This window comes from Novosphingobium sp. HNCC26DJ243 (assembly GCF_057180545.1).
This window is the reverse complement of record NZ_JBXUGN010000003.1, coordinates 122,343-141,007: the sequence shown is the minus strand read 5'-3', so window position 1 is coordinate 141,007 and position 18,665 is coordinate 122,343. Positions and strand designations below refer to the sequence as shown.

Below are 18,665 nucleotides of genomic sequence, written 5' to 3'. Positions count from 1 at the left end.
CGCGCCAACCGGCAGCCACCCTCCTTCGCCCGCCTTTGTGGTGGACCAAGGCTCGGGACGGTCGAGACCTAGCGGCCGGAAGGTAATGGCTCAGGCGCGATTTCCGCGGATAGAAGGGCAGCGCTGCGACCGATCACGATCATGTGAAGTTCGTGGACGGGCTTATCGAGTTCCCACACCGTTCCTGCCCTGACGCCGAACTCCATCGGCACGCAGGACGGTGCTGCGGCGGGTGGAGGGCCATCGGTGTGGAAGCAGGACCTCTCGCCCTCAAGCGTGTAGGTTCCACGCATGACATAGCCGTCGGTGGGCCGTGCGCCGCCGCGCCGGGCGAGGGTAAAGGTCCGGTCGGCATTCCAGTGGACGATATACTGGGTGCCATCATCGTGGAGCGAGATGAAAGTATTGCCGAAGTAGGGTTCGAGTGGATCGGCGGCTTGAGCGCACGCAGGCACGGAAAGGGTTAGCAGAGTCGCTGCGAGCATTCTGGGAATTGCCATGTTGCATCTACCTCTTCGGTTGCGGGTTGAGCCCCCCCTGACGCTTAGCGGCGAACGCCGCTTTTTCTGGTTTCGTCCGTGCTCTTTTCCTGATATTATCAGGCAATCTGACAATTAACAATGTATCACACAGGCGCAAAGCCGGACGAAGGAGTGGGTATGAGGAAGATGTTTGTTGGCGGGAGGCTTCTTGTCGGGACGGCCCTGCTCAGCCTGTCCATCAGCGCTTCGCAGCTCAGCAGCGCGCCACCCGCAGGCGAGGCGATGTCTGCCGCCTTGCTGGCGGACGGCAACAACTGGCCTTCAGGCGGCCGCGACCACAACGAGCAAAATTTCAGCCCGCTGCTGCAGATAAACGAAAACACTGTCGGCCGACTGGGACTGGCCTGGTCCCTTGAACTCGATGGCGAGCATTCGCTCGAGGCAACGCCGCTGGCAATCGATGGGGTGCTCTACTTCTCGGGGCAGGCAGCCACCGTCTATGCGGTCGATGCACTGAAGGGGACTCTGCTGTGGAAGTTCGATCCGGGCTCCGGACCGAAGGACCCAACGCGCCTGCGCTTTGCGCTGCCCGTCAATCGCGGAGTGTCCTACGCAAACGGCAAAATCTTTGTCGGCACGATTGACGGGCACTTGATCGCCCTTGATGCCAAGACCGGCGCGGTCAAATGGGACACGCTGACGATCGACAAGTCCTCAAAGCGCACGATAACCGGTGCGCCCCGCACTTATGGCAACAAGGTTCTGATCGGCAACGGTGGCGGTGACTACGGTGAGCGCGGATATATCAGCGCCTACGATACCGAGACCGGCAAGCAGCTTTGGCGCTTCTACGTTTCGCCCGGATCGCCAAGTGAAAATGCAGGCGACCCGACGATGGAGATGGCGGCCAAGACCTGGACCGGCGAGTTCTGGAAAACCGGAACCGGCGGCACCGTGTGGAACGCCTTCACTTACGATCCCGAACTCGACCGGGTCTACATCGGCACCGGCAATTCCGGGCCTTACGATCCGGCCATTCGCAGCCCCGGCGGCGGCGACAACCTGTTTCTTGTGTCGATCGTGGCGGTGGATGCCAAGACCGGCAAGTACATCTGGCACTACCAGATGAATCCGCGCGAGGCGTGGGATTACAAGGCGGTGACCAACATCCAGCTGGCCGATCTCGTGATCGACGGTAAGCCGCGCAAGGTGCTGATGCAGGCGCCCACCAACGGCTTTTTCTACGTCATCGATCGCCAGAGCGGTAAGCTCGTCTCGGCGGAAAAGATCGGCAAGGTGACCTGGGCCGAGCGAATCGATCTGGTCACGGGACGTCCCGTGGAGGCGCCGAACATCCGCTATGAATCCGGCTCGGTTACTGTCTTTCCGGGGCCTTGGGGGGCGCACAATTGGCAGCCGATGTCATTCAGCCCCAGCACTGGCCTCGTTTATATTCCGTACATGCAGGTGGGCACCCGCTTCTTCAAGGACAAGGATTCTCCGCTGGGTGGGTTGATGATCGAGCCGGTCATCGAGGAAGAGGGCGACGGCAAGGGCAAGCTGCTCGCCTGGGATCCGGTGGCACAAAAGGCTCGGTGGTCGGTCGATTATGATTCGATGTGGAATGGCGGCATGCTCTCGACCGCGGGCAATCTCGTGTTTCAGGGCATCGATGACGGCACGTTCAATGCTTTCAATGCGACCACCGGCAAGAAGCTGTGGACCTTCGATGCCAAGCTGGGGATCATCGCCGCGCCGATAACCTATTCGGTCAAGGGCGCGCAGTACGTCTCCTTGCTGGTCGGCTTTGGCGGCGCCACGCAGATGCAGAACGCATTCATGAAGGGGGGCTGGAAATACAATGCCCAGCCACGGCGGTTGCTGACCTTCAAGCTGGGCGGCACGGCAAAGCTCCCCGCAACCGCGCCTCGGGACTTCACCATCAGCCCACTCGACGATCCAAAACTGGTGATCGACAAGGCTGCGGCAAAGCGCGGCGCGGGGCTGTTTCTCGCCAGGACCTGCGTCTCGTGCCATGGCATCGATCTCAAATCGATGGGCTCGCCAGCGCCCGACTTGCGGGAATCGGGCGTGGCGCTCGACAGGGATGCCTTCTCGGAGTTCGTGCGTTCGGGCGCCATGGCAGCCTATGGAATGCCGGCCTTCCCGGACCTGTCCGATGCCGAACTTACCGACATGTTCATGTACATCCGGTCGGGTGCGCGCGACGCCATCAACAACGTCCAGACGGAAAAAGCAAAGGGCGGAGGCAACTTCTGAGAGTGGCCAGACCGGGACTGCCGGTTGGGCACCCCGAGGGCAACTTTGCCGGATTGACTGACAAACTGGCTACTGCTAGGTTCTGAACCCCGCTCATGAGGCTAGGTCCTCGCAGCTGAAGAAGCTCCCACCACGATGCAACCTCGTACGCTCAGTGAGAAGATTTGGGAGGCGCACTGCATCCGCGAGGTCGGCACCTCATCGCTGCTCTATATCGATCGTCACTTCGTGTTCGAGGTAACCAGCCCGCAGGCGTTCGAGAGCCTGAGGGAGTCAGGGCGGCGCGTCAGGCGGCCCGACGCAACCCTTGCGGTTGCTGATCACAACATACCGACGTTCGCGGGGCGCAGCGAAGCATTGGCCAGCGCCGACGGTCAGGCCCAGTTGCGCCTTCTGCGCGAGAATACGGCCTGGGCGGGTATCCCCTATTTCGAGATGGGCGATCGCAGGCAGGGCATTGTCCACGTGATCGGGCCAGAACTCGGCCTGAGCCTGCCGGGCATGACCATTGCCTGCGGGGACAGCCATACTGCCACCCACGGCGCGTTCGGGTCGCTCGCATTCGGCATCGGCACCTCCGAGGTCGAGCATGTTCTGGCAACGCAGACCCTGCTGATCGAACGGCCGCGCACCATGCGGATCACGGTCGAAGGTGCCTTGCCGTTCGGCGTGACGCCCAAGGATCTGATCCTGACGATCATCGGCCGGATAGGCACGGCAGGCGCGCGCGGTCATGTTCTGGAATTCGCAGGACCGGTGATCCGCGCGATGTCGATGGAAGCGCGCATGACGGTTGTGAGCATGTCGATCGAGGCTGGCGCGCGCGCGGGCCTGATCGCGCCTGACCAGACCACGCTCGATTACCTCTCGGGGCGCGAATATTCGCCGACCGAAAGCGACTGGGATCAGGCCGTTGCTTATTGGCAGACGCTGTTGAGTGACGAGGGATGCCGCTTCGGCAAGGAGTTCACGATCGACGCGGGCGAGGTTGAGCCGACCGTGACGTGGGGAACGAGCCCGGAAGACACGATGGCGATCTCGGGCCGCGTACCCGACCCGGCCATGGCAGCGAGCGCCGAAAGGCGTGACTCGATCCAGCGTGCGCTTGACTACATGGGCCTACAGGCCGGGCAGTCGATCGGCGATCTGCAGATCGACCGGGTGTTCATCGGATCTTGCACAAACGGGCGGATAGAGGATCTGCGGGCGGCGGCAGCTGTGGTGATGGGCCGCCACGTGGCCCCGACCGTGCGCGGACTCGTCGTGCCGGGTTCGACGGCGGTCAAACGGCAGGCCGAAAGCGAAGGCCTGGACAAGGTCTTTGTCGACGCAGGGTTCGAATGGCGCGAATCAGGCTGCTCGATGTGCGTCGGCCTCAATGCCGACCAGCTCGGTTGGGGCGAGCGCTGCGCAGCCACCTCCAACCGCAATTTCGAGGGTCGGCAGGGCGCGGGCGGACGCACCCACCTCGCCAGTCCGACGATGGCGGCAGCCGCAGCAATCCACGGCCACTTCGTCGATGTAAGGAAGCTGGGCTGACATGCCGACGTCATTCACCCGCGTGCGAAGCGTCGCCGCTCCGCTTGCGCTCAGCAACGTCAATACCGAGGTCATCAGCCCGAAGGACCTGATGCGCGCGGTCACCCGCAAAGGACTTAGCTGGGGCCTGTTCCGCCCTTATCGGTTCAATGCGGACGGCACCGAAAAGCCGGAATTCGTCCTCAACCGTGCGCCGTGGCGCGGGGCCGAGATTCTGGTGGCGCTCGAGAATTTCGGCTGCGGCTCCTCGCGAGAGCATGCGGTGTGGGCGCTGGCGGACTTCGGGATCCGCTGCATCATCGCGGTCTCGTTTGCCGACATTTTCCTCAACAGTTGCCTCAAGAATCGCCTTCTGGCCCTCACCTTGCAGCGCGAAGAGGTGGACGAAGTGCTCAAGGCCGCGGAGACAGGCGAGGAGATCAGCGTCGATCTCACGACCAATTCGGTCACGCTGGCAGACGGCCGATGCTTTGTCTTCACGCTCGACGAACTTCACCGCCAGCGACTGCTCGATGGCATGGACGATATCTCTGAGACCTTGCGCTTCGAAGAAGAGATCGACAGCTTCGAGCGCACCCATCGTGACCGGCAGCCATGGCTTGGTGCCAGAGTGGAAATGGAATCGAAGTGATGGACATGGGATTTTCGGGCCGTACGGCGGTTGTGACTGGAGCGAGCCAGGGGCTCGGCGCGGCAATCGCACGGGTGCTCGCACGCGATGGCGCGACAGTCTGCCTGATCGCTCGTAGTGAAGCAGCGCTTGGCGAGGTGGCGGCCGGCATCAGGGATGAAGGCGGCACGGCTCACGTCTGTCCGGCAGACCTTTCGAGCATCGACGACATCGCCCGAGTGTCCGGCGAATGCCTTGCACTGTTCCCCAAGCTTCACGCCTTGGTCAATTGTGCCGGAGCGACCAAGCGCGGCGATTTCTTCGAACTGACCGATCAGGACTGGGCCGACGGTTTCGGTCTGAAGTTTCAGGCGGCGGTGCGGCTCAGCCGCGCGCTTTGGCCGGGTCTCAAGGCGGCAGGCGGCAGCATCGTCAACATCGCCGGGCTTGGTGGGCGCATGCCCGAGGGTGATTTCACGATCGGTGGCTCGGTCAATGCCGCCTTGCTGAACTTTACCAAGGCGCTGTCGCAGGTCGGCATCAGGGATGGTGTGCGGGTTAACGCGATCAACCCCGGCTTCATCGAGACGGGCAGGCTCAAGCGATCGCTCGACGCCGCCGCGCAGCGCGAGAGTCTGACCCCGGCCGAGGCCGCCGGCAATCTCCTTGCAAAGCTGGGCGTTGCACGCTTCGGCACGGCCGAAGAAGTGGCCGCACTTGCCCTGTTCATGTTGTCACCGGCGGCAGCCTATCTCAATGGCAGCGCGATCGAACTCGACGGGGGCGCGCGCCGGGCAATTTGACTATCTGGCGTCACCAAGTATTTTGACGGTCAATTCAGGGGACGCGGGCGTCGCCCCGCTTTAAGGACCAGCATGGAGCAACAAAGCTTACGTATCGTTCCCAAGCCCGTCCGGGAGCAGGCCGAAGAGGCTCTCAGGCATGCGATTGTCAGTGGCCGCTATCCCCCGGGCACGCATCTTTCTGACCGCGCCATTTGTGAAGAGCTGGGAGCCAGCCGCAGCATCATCCGCGAAGCGATCCGGCTGCTTGCCGCCGAAGGGCTGGTCATGTCCATCCCGCACCGGGGAACCTTCGTTGCCTACATGTCGTCGGCCGAAGCGGTCCAGATCTATGAAGTGCGCGCTGCGCTTGAAGCACTGGCAGGCAAGGCCTTCGCCACGCGTGCCTCCGATGACGAGCGGCGCGAACTGCGCGGAGTCGTCGAGCAGATCGCCGAGGTAGGGGCTACGGACGAACGCGCCAATCTCCTGGCATTGAAACAGAAGTTCTACTCGATCCTGCTACAGGGTTCGCGCAATACCTACGTCGCGCGAATGCTCGACCAGCTGCTCAACCGCAACATGGGATTGCGCCACACGTCGCTATCCGATCCCGACCGGTTGCAGCAGACCATCGCCGAGCTGCGCAAGATCGTCGAGAGGATCGAGGACCGCGACGGCGAGGGCACCGCAGCGGCCTGCCGTGCCCACGTTCGCGCAGCAGCTGCTACGGCGCTGCGCATCCTGCGCGCGCAGGAAGCCGCCGAAAGCAACAACGCGAAGAAGCGGCCCGCCTGAACCGTCAACTCGGCGAAGGCCGGGCGGGTCGATCGGGCCTCTGGCCGCTTCGGTATTACAGGGCCATACATAGCCAGTGCGTATCACTGGCGGGTGGCGCTGTCCCAATGTTCGTCTGCCTTCCCGTCGACAAAGCGCCACATGTCGAATGACGTCGTCGTGTAAGTCTTTGCAGGGTCCGAGGGATCGCGCAGTTCGCGGACGAGGGCGACGGTCACGTAATCGCCCTCGGCAGTGACCGCTACGACGGGCATGGCTAGCTTGTCCGGGATCGGTTTCGGCCTCTGCTTCACCACCTTGGTGAAGAAATCGATTATCGTCTGCCGTCCGGAGGCGATAAACGGATTATGCTGGATGTAGCGTTCGGTCATCCAACGGTCTGCCAGCTCCCAACGGCCCGCTTCGAGCAGGTCCTTCATGATGTGATATGCGGCCTGCTTGTTGCGATGAAGCACAGGATCGGCGCTGACGAACAGGGCATCAACATTCGCGGAATGGACCACGGTCTCTTGGGCGAACGCGGGCAGGGCGGAAATGGCCAGCGTCAGTGCGGCAATGATTTTTGCGATATTTGTCATAGCTGAACCTCTTCGGGCTATTTCATGCCGAGGATGTAGGCAGCGACATCTTCGACCTGCTGGGCATCGAGCATCGACGGGTAGAACGCAGGCATCGGTGGCTTGGGTGCCTTGATGAAGGCCACCGCCTGCTCCTGGCTGTAGCGGGCAGCAATGCCGCGAAGCTTCGGTCCGGCGCTTCCTTCACCGGCGTTGCCATGACACCCTGCGCAAATGCTCTCGAACGTGGTCTTTCCGAGGCCCGCATCGCCCAAGCGCACTGGCGCAGGCTGCGCAACCGTGGCCTTGGCAGGCGTTTCACTTGCCCGGCTCTTGCCGCTGCCCTTGCGATAGATGATGACCGATGGGATGCCGCTGGCCGTGGGCCAAGTGGTGCGCGATATGTTGCCCGAAGTGATCGCCAGGTATTGCTGCCTGTCGGCCTGATATGTGATGATTCCGCCCGCAATCGCGCCGCCTGTATCAATGCGCGTCAGCAGCTCGCCATTCGAGCTGCGGAATGCATAGAGCACGCCGCCAAGATCGCCCGCAAAGGTCACTCCGCCAGCGGTCGGCGTGATCGCCCCGACGACTGGTGCGTCCGTGTGGTATTTCCAGCGGACCTTGCCAGTTGTCGCGCCGATCGATGTGATCCAGCCCGAGCCGTCGGTATCCGCCTTGAATGAGCCGCCGCTGTAGATTTCACCCGGCTTGTAGACCGGCGGATCTTCCATGAACACCGTCGAGCACCAGTCCACCGCGCCCACGATCAGCGCGTTGCTAACTGGATCATATCCCGGCGAGTTCCATTCGACACCGCCCATCAGGCCAGGGCAAACGCGCACGCCGTCCTTGGTCGGCTCGACCTGGTGGTTGAGGATCGTGGTGACAGCGGTCCGCGTCACCAGTTTGTGGGTCTTGCGATCGATCAGGTAGACAAAGCCGTCTTTCGAGGCCTGCGCTACGAAGCCTGGCCCTCCCTTGCCCGGAACCAGCACGGCCGCAGGAGAAACGCCGTAGTCGTGGCTGTCATTTTTGATCGTCTGGTAGTGCCAAAGGCGTTGGCCGGTCCGGGCATCAAGCACGAGCACGGAATTGGAATAAAGGTTGTCGCCCCGGCGCACCGCAGGATTGAGGTCGGGAGCGGGATTGGCGACCGGCACGAACAGCTCGCCCGTTGCGGTGTCCAGCGTATAGGACGTCCAAGTGAGCTGCATGCAGAAACGTGCGCCTGCGGCGGTGATCCCGACGACATTCGTGCCGCGTGCCAATGCGCCGATCACTTCGTCATGCCAGAGGGCGGTAGCGTCCCCGGCAAAGGCGAAAGCGGCAAGGCCATGCTGTTGCGTGGCTACCGCGGCGAAGCGGCGGGATTCATCGAATCGCGAGTCGAACACGACGATTGCTTTGCGCGCGCGCTGAGTGGTTGCGCCGGCTGATCCTGCCACGCTCAAGGCGGCGCTGGCAGCACCAACCCCCAGAAATTCCCTTCGTTTCACAGCATCCCCTTATTTTTCTGGAAGATCGCTGGCCCTGACGGCATTCTTCCTCTAACTGGATACAGGCGTACTCATTTAAGAGATTTGACGCAAGCGCGGATTTCGAGTGAAGGCTTTTGCGATCAGCCATGAGGTGTTGTGTGCAAGTTCCAGCCAAGCGAGCCACGCGTTCGGACGCTATCGCCAGCCGCGAGCGTTTTCTGGACGCTGCCGCGAACCTTTATGTCGACTTGGGCTATGGTGGCTGCACGATCCGGCTGATCGCGCAGGAGGCAAAGACAAGTCTTGCCCGCCTCAACCGGCACTGGGAGGGGAAGGTCCAGCTATTCGAGGACGTATTTGCCCGGCATTGCGGTGAAATCCATGCTGCGCAGATGGCTGCGCTCAAAGCCGTACCTGATACCCGTAATAGTGACCCGCGCGCGATGTTTGCGCAGATCATTCGCGCCTTCTTCGGGCCGGTCTTTGCAGAGGCCACTGACAGCGCGATGGTGGCTGGTCGTCGGGTTTATTGTCGTGCGCTGGTCGATCCGGCCCCGGAAGTGCGGCGGATCATTCGCCAGCTGACCTCGCCGATGGCGGACCGGATGATGGACATGCTGCGTCAGACAATGCCTGGTGCGGATCCAGAGGCATTCCTGCTCTCGGTCTCGATCGTGTTTGGCAGCTACATCCACTCGCAGCTTTTCGGCGATGAATTGGCAGCCAGCATCGGTCGTTCCAACCGGATCGACTGGACCAAGGCTGCCGATCTGCTGGCGGGCATGTTCCTTGACGGGCTGCCCGTGGCGCTGCCGGTCTCGACGGTGCGGGCTTGAGCGGTCGGACGCCTGCAAACGCATCAGAGCAATTCGGCCGATGATGCCGGGGAACCTAGGAAAGCCTCCCCGGCGATCGAACCTTGCGCGAACCACTCCGGTTCGCGCACGATGTTTACTTCGTGCGGGTCAGGTACTTGACGATCGCCTGGCGCTGCGTGACGTCGCCCGCCACGGCCACCATGCGCGTTCCCGGCACAACGCGGGCGGGGTTGGCGAGGAAGGCGTCGAGTGTCTTGGCGTCCCAGACGCCCTTGTAGCTCTTGAGGGCGGGAGAGTAGCTTTTGAAAGCCGTTCCCGCAGCGCGGCGGCCGACAACACCGCGAAGATTGGGCGCGATCGGGCCCGGCTTTTTATCCGCAGCGATGGAATGGCATGTCTGGCACCGCGCACGGAATGCCTGCTCGCCGGCATCGGCGGCCTGCGCCGCACCAGCAGGGGCAAATGCGACAAATGCGGTCAATAATGCAAAGCGCTTCATAGAGACATCCTGAATAGAATTATAACTTATAGTGTAACTTCGTGAAGTCATCTGGAAATATGCAATAAATATTTGATCAGGATCAAATCAAATTGCGAATCGATAAAATATACGATGCATATATCGCCCCAGATGCCACTACGGTAACTAGGGTATATCTGTGAATTTTAAGAATCTTGTTGATTTTGTGGCGCTCACAATCTAAGTTTGTGCTCGCACGATCCAATCGTAACGTGACAAAGGAGGGATGAATGATAGATGCAGGAGATGTCCTGATTGTAGGCGCGGGCCCCGTTGGCCTGTTTACCGCGCTTGCGTTGGCTCAAGAAGGCGTCCGGGTGACAGTGATCGAAGCTGGAGCGGACATCAGCGATGCCCCGCGCGCGCCGGTTTATTTCCCGGTGACGATGACGGCGTTTGAAAAGATGGGCGTCCTCGAGGACCTCGAGAAGTTGGCCGCCCGCGTTCAGACCGTTGGCCACAGGGTGCCCGAGTACGGTTTCCACACCCAGCTTTCGTTCAAGGTCCTTCAGGGCGTGACTTACGACTACCAGCTTCATGCCGGGCAGGATGTCGCCGCGCGAATCGCATCGGAGCATGCGCAGCGTCTGGGTGTGCAGGTTCTTTTCAGCCACAAGCTTGTCTCGTTCGAGCAACATCAAGACAACGTTATCACAGTTGTCGAAACACCGGAAGGCCCCAAGACATTCCAGTCGAAGTGGCTCATCGGCAGCGACGGTGCGCGCAGCACCGTCCGCAAGTCGCTTAACATTGATTATGAGGGTTTTACCTGGCCGAACCGCTTCGTGGCGACCAATGTCTATTGTGATTTCCCGAGCTTCGGCATCGATGAGGCCGGGTTCATCTGCGATCCGGTCCACTCGGCCATGATCTGCATCATCGACAAGAAAGGTCTGTGGCGCCTGACCTATCAGGAATCGGGTGACCTTCCCGAGGAAACGTTCATGGAGCGTCTCCCGGCGCACATGGCTGCGCATATCCCGGCAGGCGTGAAGTACGAGCTTGTCGCTGCGGCACCCTATACCATCCACCAGCGCTGCGCCTCGACGATGCGGGTCGGTCGTGTGCTTCTGGCAGGTGACTCGGGTCACTGCACGAACCCGATGGGCGGCCTCGGGTTCACAACCGGCATCTGGGATGGTCTGATCCTGGCCGACGTCCTGGCCGCAGTATTGCGCGGCGAGGAAGACGATTCGATCCTTGATCGCTACTCGGACGAGCGTCGCCGCGTCTACCTCGACATCTCGTCGCCGGCTGCCTCGTCAAACAAGCGCATGATCGAGCAATCCGATCCCGAAATCCGCAAGTCGGATATGGAGCGGATCAGGGAGATCGCCGAAAATCCGGAACTCACGCGTCTGATGATGTGCTTCCCGTTCCGCACGGTCGGAAACGTGCTGCGCGCGAATTCTCGTTGGAAGGACATCGCCAAGCCGGTCCGCGACGCGGGCATCGATATCGCCTACCACAAGTCGCAGTTCCTCTGACCCTGACTGCCGTCGGTACGGCAAGCAGGCTCAGTGACCGGACACCGAGGGATGCTTGCAGCTTTTCACTGCAAGCATCCGTTGCCGTTTCGGATTGACCGGCCAGACAAAGCGCTGCGGGCGTCTGGCCGGATCAAGGCGCACCATTTGTACCGGATTGACTTCCCGACCAAGGTCGTCCTGTTTCAGCCAATCACACTCCTTTGGAGATTAGCCAGTGCCCTTCTACATTTTCAGGGGAGTTGATGGCCCAAGCGGCGGGCCGATCCGCACGGCAATCCGCGATGAGCACCGCGCCTACATCCGCATTGCCACGCCTGATTGCCGCGTTGTCGCGGGCGGGCCGCTGGTCGACGATCGCGGCGAGAAAATGTTCGGCACCTTGCTTGTGTTCGAGGCGACTGACCGCGAGGCCGTGCTGCGGTTCCTCGAAGGCGATCCCTATGCCAAGGCGCAGCTCTTCGCCCACGTGGACGTCGATCGCTGGCAATGGGGGCTTGGCGATCTGGTGCGGCCCACCGCCTAGCAGGCCGCAGGCCGGTTCAGGCTGCTATCTCGATCTCGCCATCGCGCAGGATGACCGGCACCCTGTCGAGCGCCTTGCCGATGCAGGCGCCGGCCACGCACATCCCATCCCCGATACGGAAAAGTGCGAAGTGCCTGCGGCACATCAGGGCATTGCCGTCGGGTGCGAGGAATTCGTCGTCTGCGATGTTGAGCGGCGAGGAATAGTGCGGACACAGGTTGAGATACCCGTTCAGCTCGCCTTGGTGATGGACCACGAACATGCGGAAAGCCGACGGCCCTGCACCGAACACAAATTCCTTCGTCCCGTCTGGGCCAAGCGCCGAAAGCGGACCGAGCCTCGTGCCGGGTTGAGGGGCCCGAGGCCGCGTTTTCCAATAGGCGAACGCGGCCTCGGTTTGCGCTTCCGGGGCCTGTGCACCGGGCTCGGACGCAGCTGCCATGTCAGCGCTTGTAGAACGGCGGCAGTTGCGCGTCGACATTGACCCAGACCGACTTGGGTTGGGTATATTCGCGCATCGCCTCGAAGCCCATCTCGCGCCCGTAGCCCGACATGCCTACACCGCCAAACGGCGAACCTGGGTGGACGCGCTTGTAGCAGTTGATCCAGACCATGCCCGCGTGGATATTTTTGGCAAAGCGGTGCGCGCGGGTCAGGTCCTGCGTCCACAGCCCGGCGCCGAGGCCGTAATCGGTGCCATTGGCGATCGCGAGCGCTTCCTCGTCGGTTTTGAAGGTCAGCACGGTCACGAACGGGCCGAACACTTCCTCCTGCGCAACGCGGTCGCTCGCCTTCGCGCGCACGATCGTGGGTTCGACGAAGTAGCCGTTGGCGAGATCCGCGCGGTCAGGATGCTTGCCGCCCGCCAGGATCGTCCCGCCCTGTTCGCGCGCGACGTCGACGAACGAGAGCACGCGTTCATGGTGCACCTTCGAGGTGAGGGGGCCCATCTCGGTTTCAGGATCGAGCGGATCGCCCAAACGGATCGACTTGGCCAGCGCAACGAAGCGCTCGAGGAATTCGTCGGCGATGTCTTCGTGAACGATGATGCGCGAGCCGGCGATGCACGCCTGGCCCTGGTTGTGGAAGATCGCAAAGGCCGATCCGCCAACCGCTGCCGGCAGGTTCGCATCGGCGAAGATGATGTTCGGTCCCTTGCCACCCAGTTCGAGCTGCACCTTCTTGAGGTTGCCAGCCGACATCTCGACGATGCGACGGCCGGTGCCGGTCGATCCCGTGAACGAGATCTTGCCGATGCCGGGATGCTCGGCAATGCGCGTGCCGGCGGTGTTGCCATAGCCGGTCACGATGTTGACCACGCCATCCGGGAAGCCGACTTCCTGGATCAGTTCACCGATGCGTAGGGTGGAGAGCGGGGTGATTTCCGAGGGCTTGATCACCATCGTGTTGCCTGCGGCAAGCGCTGGACCCATTTTCCAGCTGGTGAACATCAGCGGGAAGTTCCACGGCACGATTGCGCCAACTACGCCGATCGGCTCGCGCTGCACGTAATTCAGGAAACCGGCGTCGACCGGGACGACCGACCCTTCGAGCTTGTCCGCCATGCCGCCGAAATAGCGGAAGCATAGCACCGTGCGGGGAACGTCGAGGCTGAGGCAATCGCGGATCGGGTGGCCCGTATCTATTGCCTCAAGCCGTGCCATTTCCTGCGTTTCGGCCTCGATCCGGTCGGCAAGCTTGAGCAGAAGGCGGCCGCGTTCGTGTGCGGGCAGGGCAGCCCAGCCCGGAGCCGCCCTTGTCGCCGCCTCTACGGCAAGATCCACATCGGCAGCCTCGGCCGCCGCGATGTCGCAGATCTTGTCGCCCGTGTAGGGGTTCACGACGGGAATGGTCCCGCCAGAAACGCTGTCGACCCACCGGCCCCCGATCAGCAGCCTTGTCTGGTACTCGGCGTTCGCCTGGCTGTTCTCGCGAATGGTAGTCGACATCGCTTCAGGTCCAATCCGTCTCAATCAGAAAATTACAGGAACCACCGGCGCTTCGCCGCTGGCAATCAGGTCCACGATCTTGGGCGAACCGTTCTCCCAGACCAGCAGCATCGACCGCTTGGTCGAATAGCCGGTGTGGCGGATGTCGGCAGGCATGCAGGCGATGTCACCGGCCTTCATCCTGACGCGCGCGCGGGGCCGTCCGGTGACACGGTCCTTCACATCCCAGTCGATCTCGTCGGAGAACTGCAGAAACCATTCGGCGCGGTCATTGCCGTGATCGATCGGAAGGATGTATTCTTCGCTGGTCGGGCAGAACAGGCTTTCGCCCACCACCGAGCACACGCTCGGGTTCCAAGTGACGTCCGAACGCGAAAGATAGCCGAACAGGTTGTAGGCGCTGACTTCACCTTCGAAGCCGGGCTCTGGCTCGACCGTGGGGACGTCCTGCGGTACGTCGGCAAAGTGGCGGTTGACCGGGAAGCCATTGTCGTCGGTGCGGACCGGCGTGTCACCCGGCAGGCCGACCATGCGCTTTGCCGTCACGCGCTCACGGCCGATAGCTTCCAGGTTGGCGCCGTTCTTGGCACCCCAGGCGAGGCCGGTTTCGGTCGGCGCAGCAAACGGATCGAAGCCGTCGTTGGTCCAATCGGCCAGCATTTCCTTGAAAGTCGCCATCAAAGCGGCGGAATCAAAGAGTTCCTCGTGGTTTCGGCCCGCTTCGATGAAGGCATCGTTGTACGAGCCTGCAAACAGCGTCACCGTTCCATAGTGGTTCACGGTGCCGATCACGTGGTCGAAGTTGACGGTGCCGTAGAAGAAGCCCCATGCCACGTCACGCATTAGCGCGCGCAGGAAGGCATCGATCGACATCACGTGATTGCCGGTCGGGAAAGTGATGTGCGCGAAGTAGGCATCGCGGCGGAACGTAAAAGCGCCAGCGCGGAAGGCGCGATAGCCGGTCGAATTGTCGAGGCTCAGCGCTTCGGTATCGGTGCTCGCATCGGCACGCGTGATCATCGGAGCGTCTTCTGACATTGCCATGGTAGGTCTCCTGGAATTCTGGATCAGGCTTCGGTCTGGCAGATGGTTGCCCACTTCTCGACCGTTTCGGGCCCCATGATGGTCTGCATGATGGCGGCGGCGGGCTGCGCGGCGCTCAGCCGATAGGCGCTGCCCACCGGAAGCATGGCCATGTGTCCACGGCGCAGGACGATGCGTCCCATCTTGCGGCCTTCGGGATCGCCCTGAAGGCGATGCGCACCGCGGCTGTCGGGCGGAACGACCGCATCGGGGTTGTCCAGCTTGACGAGGTGAACCTCGATTTCGCCGTCCATCGCCACGACGAATTCGTCATGCGCGGTGCTGTACCAAGGCGATTCCCCTTCGGCACGGAAGGCCTCGATCACGTATTCGAAATTCTTGCCCACTGCGACACGCTCGTAGGGCGCGGAGGTGTCGGCAACCTCGAAGACGTTCGAGAACACATAGTTGCGCGGATTGTCGTCGATGATCGTGACGCGGCCCTTCTCGTAGTCGCGCAACGATCCGAATTTGGTCGCGATCGTCATCAGGCACTCCTTCTCGAATCTTGGATCATTTCAAAGTGATCGGTCCGACTGTCTGCCTCGATGCAGGCAAAGTCCTGCTCAAAAGCTATCGACTTGCTGCCCGATGTAAGCGTGCTGAACAACGTTGTCTAACTCAACACTTCGCGGCGGTAGGCTGCAGGCGTCGTGCCGGTAAGCTTGCGGAAGGTCCGCGTCAGATGCTCCTGATGCGCAAAGCCGCAGCGGAAGGCGATTTCGGCAATCGGCAGATGCGATCGCAGCAGTCGCTTGGCGGCGTCGATCCGCGCGTTGAGCAGGTATTGGTAGGGGGACTGACCGGTCGACCGCTTGAACTGGCGGGCGAAGTGAATCGGGCTGAGCGCGGCGACGCCTGACAGCATCGACAGGCTGAGATTTTCCTCGAGATTCTGCTCGATATAATCCTTCACCAGCCGCAGCTTGGCATCGGGAAGCCCATGCACCGGGGCCTCGGTCAGCAGGCGCGCGGAGGAATACTTGCGGATGAGCTGGATCGCCAGGGTCCGCGCAACCGAATCTGCCGCCCAGTTGGAATAGACCTGTTCGCGCATGAATTGACACGCGGTGTGGGCGGCCTGTTCGATCAGCGCGTCCTGCGCGCCCAGTTGCGCAAGGATGTGGACGCTGGCGTGATCGCCGCGACACAGCTCACTTGCCGCTTCCTCGATCATCTCGCTGCGCACGTAGACGTGGGTGGTCGAAAGGGATCCCTGAAGTTCCACCGAGAAGTCCTGTCCGGCAGGTACGATGAACAGGCCGCCAATGGGAATGACCTTTTCGGTCCGCTGGCCATGGAGATTGCGCGAGACGGTTACCGGGCCGTCGCGATGCAGGACGATCAGATGGTCCTTGTTGGCATCGAAGCTGTCGGCATATGGTTTTTCGCGCTGCATCGAGACATAGAGCGATGACCAGCCCAGGCCGTCGCTCGACGCCTCGATGTCGTGTTCCTTGCGCAGGAGAATGCCGTGCGTCTGTTCGATCGTGAACGTCTGCGGCGCTGCTGAGCGCGGCTCTTCGACGACGTGCGTCATGGCATTGCCTTTCAGTTCCAATCAACCGGCCGATCGGGCACGCAACCTCCGACCGGACCTGTCCTTTCCCGCTCGCAGGGCGTGGCGATGTGTCGTGCCTGTGCGCTTGCGTTCCGGTGACTGACCCCGGAACAGTGATCGCATTTTCGCACATCGCGTCTTCGCCGCCGTTTCTCCCGCTTCCAACTTCAACAACGCTGCGCCTTTCCCTGTGCAACGTTGTCTTGACCGCCCGAACGAGCCTCCCAACATGTTGGGAGAAAACCCCTTACGGTCATACAAAAATGATAAGTCATTGCCGCAGCCTTGCATAGGACCATGTGCCGATGCGAGGCCGGGCCATGGTTCAAACGCGTTCAACTGCCAGCGCAAGGCCCATACCTACGCCCACGCAAAGTGTCGCGAGGCCGCGCCGTCCGCCGGTTCTCTCGAGCTGGTGGACCAAGGTCATGGCAAGACGTGCGCCCGACATGCCGAGCGGGTGGCCAAGCGCAATTGCACCGCCATTGGCATTGACCTTAGGGCTATCGTCCGGAAGGCCAAGCGCGCGCGTAACCGCAAGAGCCTGCGCGGCAAAAGCCTCGTTCAATTCGAGCGCATCGAAATCGTCGATGCCCAGACCCAGCCGATCGAGCAGCTTGCGCGTGGCCGGAACCGGGCCGATGCCCATGACGCGGGGTTCGACACCTGCCGATGCCATACCGAGGATCCGCGCACGTGGCACAAGCCCGTGGGACTTTGCTGCTGCTTCGCTGGCCACGATCATTGCGGCTGCGCCGTCGTTGATTCCCGACGCGTTGCCCGCCGTTACCGTGCCGTCCGGACCGAACAGCGGCTTGAGCCTTGCAAAGGATTCGATCGTGCTGTCGGCACGGGGATGCTCGTCCGTGCGCACCTCGGTCGTATCGCCCCGGCGCCCGGTGACGGTCACGGGTACGATCTCTTCGGCAAGCCGGCCGGCCTGCTGGGCGGCGGCGCAGCGCTGCTGGCTGCGGAGTGCAAAAGCGTCCTGATCGGCGCGCGAAATGCCATAGGCGATGGCGACGTTCTCGCCGGTGCGCGGCATGGTCTCAGTCCCGTAGAGCGCGTCTAGCGCGGGATTGACGAAGCGCCAGCCCATCGTCGTGTCTTCGAGCTTTTGCGCGCGATCGAACGGCGAGATCGCTTTGCCCATGACGAAGGGCGCGCGGCTCATGCTTTCGACGCCGCCGGCAATCGCCAGCTCCATCTCTCCGGTGCCGATCGCCCGCGCTGCCGCACCGACCGCCTCGAGCCCCGAAGCACACAAGCGGTTGAGCGTGACGCCCGGAACGCTCACCGGCAGCCCGGCGAGCAGCAGGCTCATGCGCGCGACGTTGCGGTTGTCTTCGCCCGACTGATTGGCGCAGCCGTAGAATACTTCTTCCACCGCAGCAGGATCGAGGCCTGCGTTGCGTGCCAGCAACGCGCGCATGGGAATGGCACCGAGATCGTCGGCACGTACGCTGGCCAGACCGCCGCCGTAGCGCCCGATGGGCGTGCGGACGGCATCGCAGATGAAGGCTTCGCTCATCGTGCGTCCTCCAGCGTGCCTTCGGTCAGCGGAACGCCGGTCAGCGCGCGCAGTTCGTCGAGCGAGAGACCATCGACCATCTCGATCACGCGGGCACCTTCCGGCCCCACCGAGAACACGGCCATGTCGGAGTAAATCCGCGAGACGCAGGCGAGCCCGGTCAGCGGATAAGTGCAGGCTTCGACCAGCTTGCTCGTGCCCTGCTTGGTCAGCAGATCCATCATTACGAAGGTCTGCTTGGCGCCGATGGCAAGATCCATCGCCCCGCCCACGGCGGGAATCGCGCCTTCCTCGCCCGTGTGCCAATTGGCGAGGTCGCCATGGATCGAGACCTGGAAGGCCCCGAGCACGCAGATATCGATATGACCGCCGCGCATCATCGCGAAGCTGTCGGCATGATGGAAGAAGCTGCCGCCCTGCAGCAGCGTCACCGCCTGCTTGCCGGCATTGATCAGGTCCCAGTCCTCTTCGCCCGCCCGGGGCTGCGGACCCATGCCGAGCAGGCCGTTCTCGCTTTGCAGAAAGATGTCGCGCTCCTGCGGAAGATAGTTTGCGACCTTGGTCGGAAGGCCGATGCCGAGGTTGACATAGGCGCCTTCGGGAATGTCGCGAGCGACGCGTGCAGCCATCTGATCGCGGCTATAACGATTGGTCATCGGCT

Annotated in this window: 19 protein-coding genes; 8 read left to right on the top strand and 11 right to left on the bottom strand. The window is 62.2% G+C overall.

Annotated elements, in window-relative coordinates; all coding sequences use genetic code 11:
* Window positions 1–68 precede the first annotated feature (68 nt).
* A complete protein-coding gene (locus AC2A04_RS11020) occupies window positions 69–500 on the bottom strand; it encodes a hypothetical protein (protein WP_484212390.1) in 432 nt (143 codons plus the stop codon).
* A 159-nt stretch (window positions 501–659) separates the two neighbouring features.
* Between AC2A04_RS11020 and AC2A04_RS11015 the strand changes: the two genes are divergently transcribed.
* From AC2A04_RS11015 to AC2A04_RS10995, 5 genes are all read left to right on the top strand, one after another.
* On the top strand, window positions 660–2,762 hold the full coding sequence (locus AC2A04_RS11015) for a PQQ-dependent dehydrogenase, methanol/ethanol family (protein ID WP_484212389.1): 2,103 nt from the start codon (window positions 660–662) through the stop codon (window positions 2,760–2,762).
* Between the two features lie 135 nt (window positions 2,763–2,897).
* Entirely contained in the window at window positions 2,898–4,301 is a 1,404-nt protein-coding gene (gene leuC / locus AC2A04_RS11010) for a 3-isopropylmalate dehydratase large subunit (RefSeq protein ID WP_484212388.1), read from the top strand.
* Between the two features lies 1 nt (window position 4,302).
* Window positions 4,303–4,932: a 3-isopropylmalate dehydratase small subunit gene (leuD, locus tag AC2A04_RS11005; RefSeq protein ID WP_484212387.1), complete on the top strand. Its 630-nt coding sequence runs from the start codon at window positions 4,303–4,305 to the stop codon at window positions 4,930–4,932.
* Window positions 4,932–5,714: an SDR family oxidoreductase gene (locus AC2A04_RS11000; RefSeq protein ID WP_484212386.1), complete on the top strand. Its 783-nt coding sequence runs from the start codon at window positions 4,932–4,934 to the stop codon at window positions 5,712–5,714. The genes leuD and AC2A04_RS11000 overlap by 1 nt, the downstream gene beginning before the upstream one ends.
* 72 nt (window positions 5,715–5,786) lie before the next feature.
* Window positions 5,787–6,491, top strand: a complete 705-nt coding sequence (locus tag AC2A04_RS10995) for a GntR family transcriptional regulator (protein ID WP_484212385.1) — start codon at window positions 5,787–5,789, stop codon at window positions 6,489–6,491.
* A gap of 83 nt (window positions 6,492–6,574) precedes the next feature.
* On the opposite strand, the gene AC2A04_RS10990 is transcribed toward AC2A04_RS10995, so the two are convergent.
* Both AC2A04_RS10990 and AC2A04_RS10985 read right to left on the bottom strand, forming a co-directional pair.
* A complete protein-coding gene (locus tag AC2A04_RS10990; protein ID WP_484212384.1) occupies window positions 6,575–7,069 on the bottom strand; it encodes a nuclear transport factor 2 family protein in 495 nt (164 codons plus the stop codon).
* 17 nt (window positions 7,070–7,086) lie between these two features.
* Window positions 7,087–8,496: a c-type cytochrome gene (locus tag AC2A04_RS10985; RefSeq protein WP_484212383.1), complete on the bottom strand. Its 1,410-nt coding sequence runs from the start codon at window positions 8,494–8,496 to the stop codon at window positions 7,087–7,089.
* 191 nt (window positions 8,497–8,687) lie between these two features.
* Here AC2A04_RS10985 and AC2A04_RS10980 point away from each other — a divergent pair, with 191 nt between their 5' ends.
* A complete protein-coding gene (locus AC2A04_RS10980) occupies window positions 8,688–9,365 on the top strand; it encodes a TetR/AcrR family transcriptional regulator (RefSeq protein WP_484212382.1) in 678 nt (225 codons plus the stop codon).
* Between the two features lie 115 nt (window positions 9,366–9,480).
* On the opposite strand, the gene AC2A04_RS10975 is transcribed toward AC2A04_RS10980, so the two are convergent.
* Window positions 9,481–9,846, bottom strand: coding sequence for a c-type cytochrome (locus AC2A04_RS10975; protein ID WP_484212381.1), 366 nt, complete (start codon window positions 9,844–9,846; stop codon window positions 9,481–9,483).
* A 251-nt stretch (window positions 9,847–10,097) separates the two neighbouring features.
* On the opposite strand from AC2A04_RS10975, the gene AC2A04_RS10970 reads away from it, so the two are divergent.
* Entirely contained in the window at window positions 10,098–11,354 is a 1,257-nt protein-coding gene (locus AC2A04_RS10970; RefSeq protein WP_484212380.1) for an FAD-dependent oxidoreductase, read from the top strand.
* A 217-nt stretch (window positions 11,355–11,571) separates the two neighbouring features.
* Window positions 11,572–11,880 (top strand): YciI family protein, encoded by a 309-nt coding sequence (locus AC2A04_RS10965; RefSeq protein ID WP_484212379.1) that lies wholly within the window; start codon window positions 11,572–11,574, stop codon window positions 11,878–11,880.
* A gap of 16 nt (window positions 11,881–11,896) precedes the next feature.
* Here the strand turns inward: AC2A04_RS10965 and AC2A04_RS10960 are convergent, their stop codons facing one another.
* The 7 genes from AC2A04_RS10960 to AC2A04_RS10930 form a co-directional block, all read right to left on the bottom strand.
* Window positions 11,897–12,322 carry a Rieske (2Fe-2S) protein gene (locus AC2A04_RS10960; RefSeq protein WP_484212378.1) on the bottom strand — a complete coding sequence of 142 codons (426 nt, stop codon included), beginning with the start codon at window positions 12,320–12,322 and terminating at the stop codon, window positions 11,897–11,899.
* A gap of 1 nt (window position 12,323) precedes the next feature.
* Window positions 12,324–13,829, bottom strand: coding sequence for an aldehyde dehydrogenase family protein (locus AC2A04_RS10955; protein ID WP_484212377.1), 1,506 nt, complete (start codon window positions 13,827–13,829; stop codon window positions 12,324–12,326).
* Between the two features lie 24 nt (window positions 13,830–13,853).
* Window positions 13,854–14,873 carry a hydroxyquinol 1,2-dioxygenase gene (locus AC2A04_RS10950; RefSeq protein WP_484212376.1) on the bottom strand — a complete coding sequence of 340 codons (1,020 nt, stop codon included), beginning with the start codon at window positions 14,871–14,873 and terminating at the stop codon, window positions 13,854–13,856.
* Between the two features lie 23 nt (window positions 14,874–14,896).
* Window positions 14,897–15,400, bottom strand: a complete 504-nt coding sequence (locus AC2A04_RS10945; protein ID WP_484212375.1) for a cupin domain-containing protein — start codon at window positions 15,398–15,400, stop codon at window positions 14,897–14,899.
* Between the two features lie 128 nt (window positions 15,401–15,528).
* Window positions 15,529–16,452: a helix-turn-helix domain-containing protein gene (locus tag AC2A04_RS10940; RefSeq protein WP_484212374.1), complete on the bottom strand. Its 924-nt coding sequence runs from the start codon at window positions 16,450–16,452 to the stop codon at window positions 15,529–15,531.
* A 346-nt stretch (window positions 16,453–16,798) separates the two neighbouring features.
* Entirely contained in the window at window positions 16,799–18,004 is a 1,206-nt protein-coding gene (pcaF, locus tag AC2A04_RS10935) for a 3-oxoadipyl-CoA thiolase (RefSeq protein ID WP_484212373.1), read from the bottom strand.
* On the bottom strand, window positions 18,001–18,660 hold the full coding sequence (locus tag AC2A04_RS10930) for a 3-oxoacid CoA-transferase subunit B (protein WP_484212372.1): 660 nt from the start codon (window positions 18,658–18,660) through the stop codon (window positions 18,001–18,003). Before AC2A04_RS10930 ends, pcaF begins: the two co-directional genes overlap by 4 nt.
* Window positions 18,661–18,665: the final 5 nt, after the last annotated feature.

Coding starts and splice junctions, on each gene's coding strand:
- leuC (WP_484212388.1), top strand. CDS start 2,898: ATGCAACCTCGTACGCTCAGTGAGAAGATTTGGGAGGCGCACTGCATC.
- leuD (WP_484212387.1), top strand. CDS start 4,303: ATGCCGACGTCATTCACCCGCGTGCGAAGCGTCGCCGCTCCGCTTGCG.
- AC2A04_RS11015 (WP_484212389.1), top strand. CDS start 660: ATGAGGAAGATGTTTGTTGGCGGGAGGCTTCTTGTCGGGACGGCCCTG.
- pcaF (WP_484212373.1), bottom strand. CDS start 18,004: ATGAGCGAAGCCTTCATCTGCGATGCCGTCCGCACGCCCATCGGGCGC.
- AC2A04_RS10970 (WP_484212380.1), top strand. CDS start 10,098: ATGATAGATGCAGGAGATGTCCTGATTGTAGGCGCGGGCCCCGTTGGC.
- AC2A04_RS10990 (WP_484212384.1), bottom strand. CDS start 7,069: ATGACAAATATCGCAAAAATCATTGCCGCACTGACGCTGGCCATTTCC.
- AC2A04_RS10975 (WP_484212381.1), bottom strand. CDS start 9,846: ATGAAGCGCTTTGCATTATTGACCGCATTTGTCGCATTTGCCCCTGCT.
- AC2A04_RS10955 (WP_484212377.1), bottom strand. CDS start 13,829: ATGTCGACTACCATTCGCGAGAACAGCCAGGCGAACGCCGAGTACCAG.
- AC2A04_RS10960 (WP_484212378.1), bottom strand. CDS start 12,322: ATGGCAGCTGCGTCCGAGCCCGGTGCACAGGCCCCGGAAGCGCAAACC.
- AC2A04_RS10940 (WP_484212374.1), bottom strand. CDS start 16,452: ATGACGCACGTCGTCGAAGAGCCGCGCTCAGCAGCGCCGCAGACGTTC.
- AC2A04_RS10930 (WP_484212372.1), bottom strand. CDS start 18,660: ATGACCAATCGTTATAGCCGCGATCAGATGGCTGCACGCGTCGCTCGC.
- AC2A04_RS10950 (WP_484212376.1), bottom strand. CDS start 14,873: ATGGCAATGTCAGAAGACGCTCCGATGATCACGCGTGCCGATGCGAGC.
- AC2A04_RS10995 (WP_484212385.1), top strand. CDS start 5,787: ATGGAGCAACAAAGCTTACGTATCGTTCCCAAGCCCGTCCGGGAGCAG.
- AC2A04_RS11000 (WP_484212386.1), top strand. CDS start 4,932: ATGGACATGGGATTTTCGGGCCGTACGGCGGTTGTGACTGGAGCGAGC.
- AC2A04_RS10945 (WP_484212375.1), bottom strand. CDS start 15,400: ATGACGATCGCGACCAAATTCGGATCGTTGCGCGACTACGAGAAGGGC.
- AC2A04_RS11020 (WP_484212390.1), bottom strand. CDS start 500: ATGGCAATTCCCAGAATGCTCGCAGCGACTCTGCTAACCCTTTCCGTG.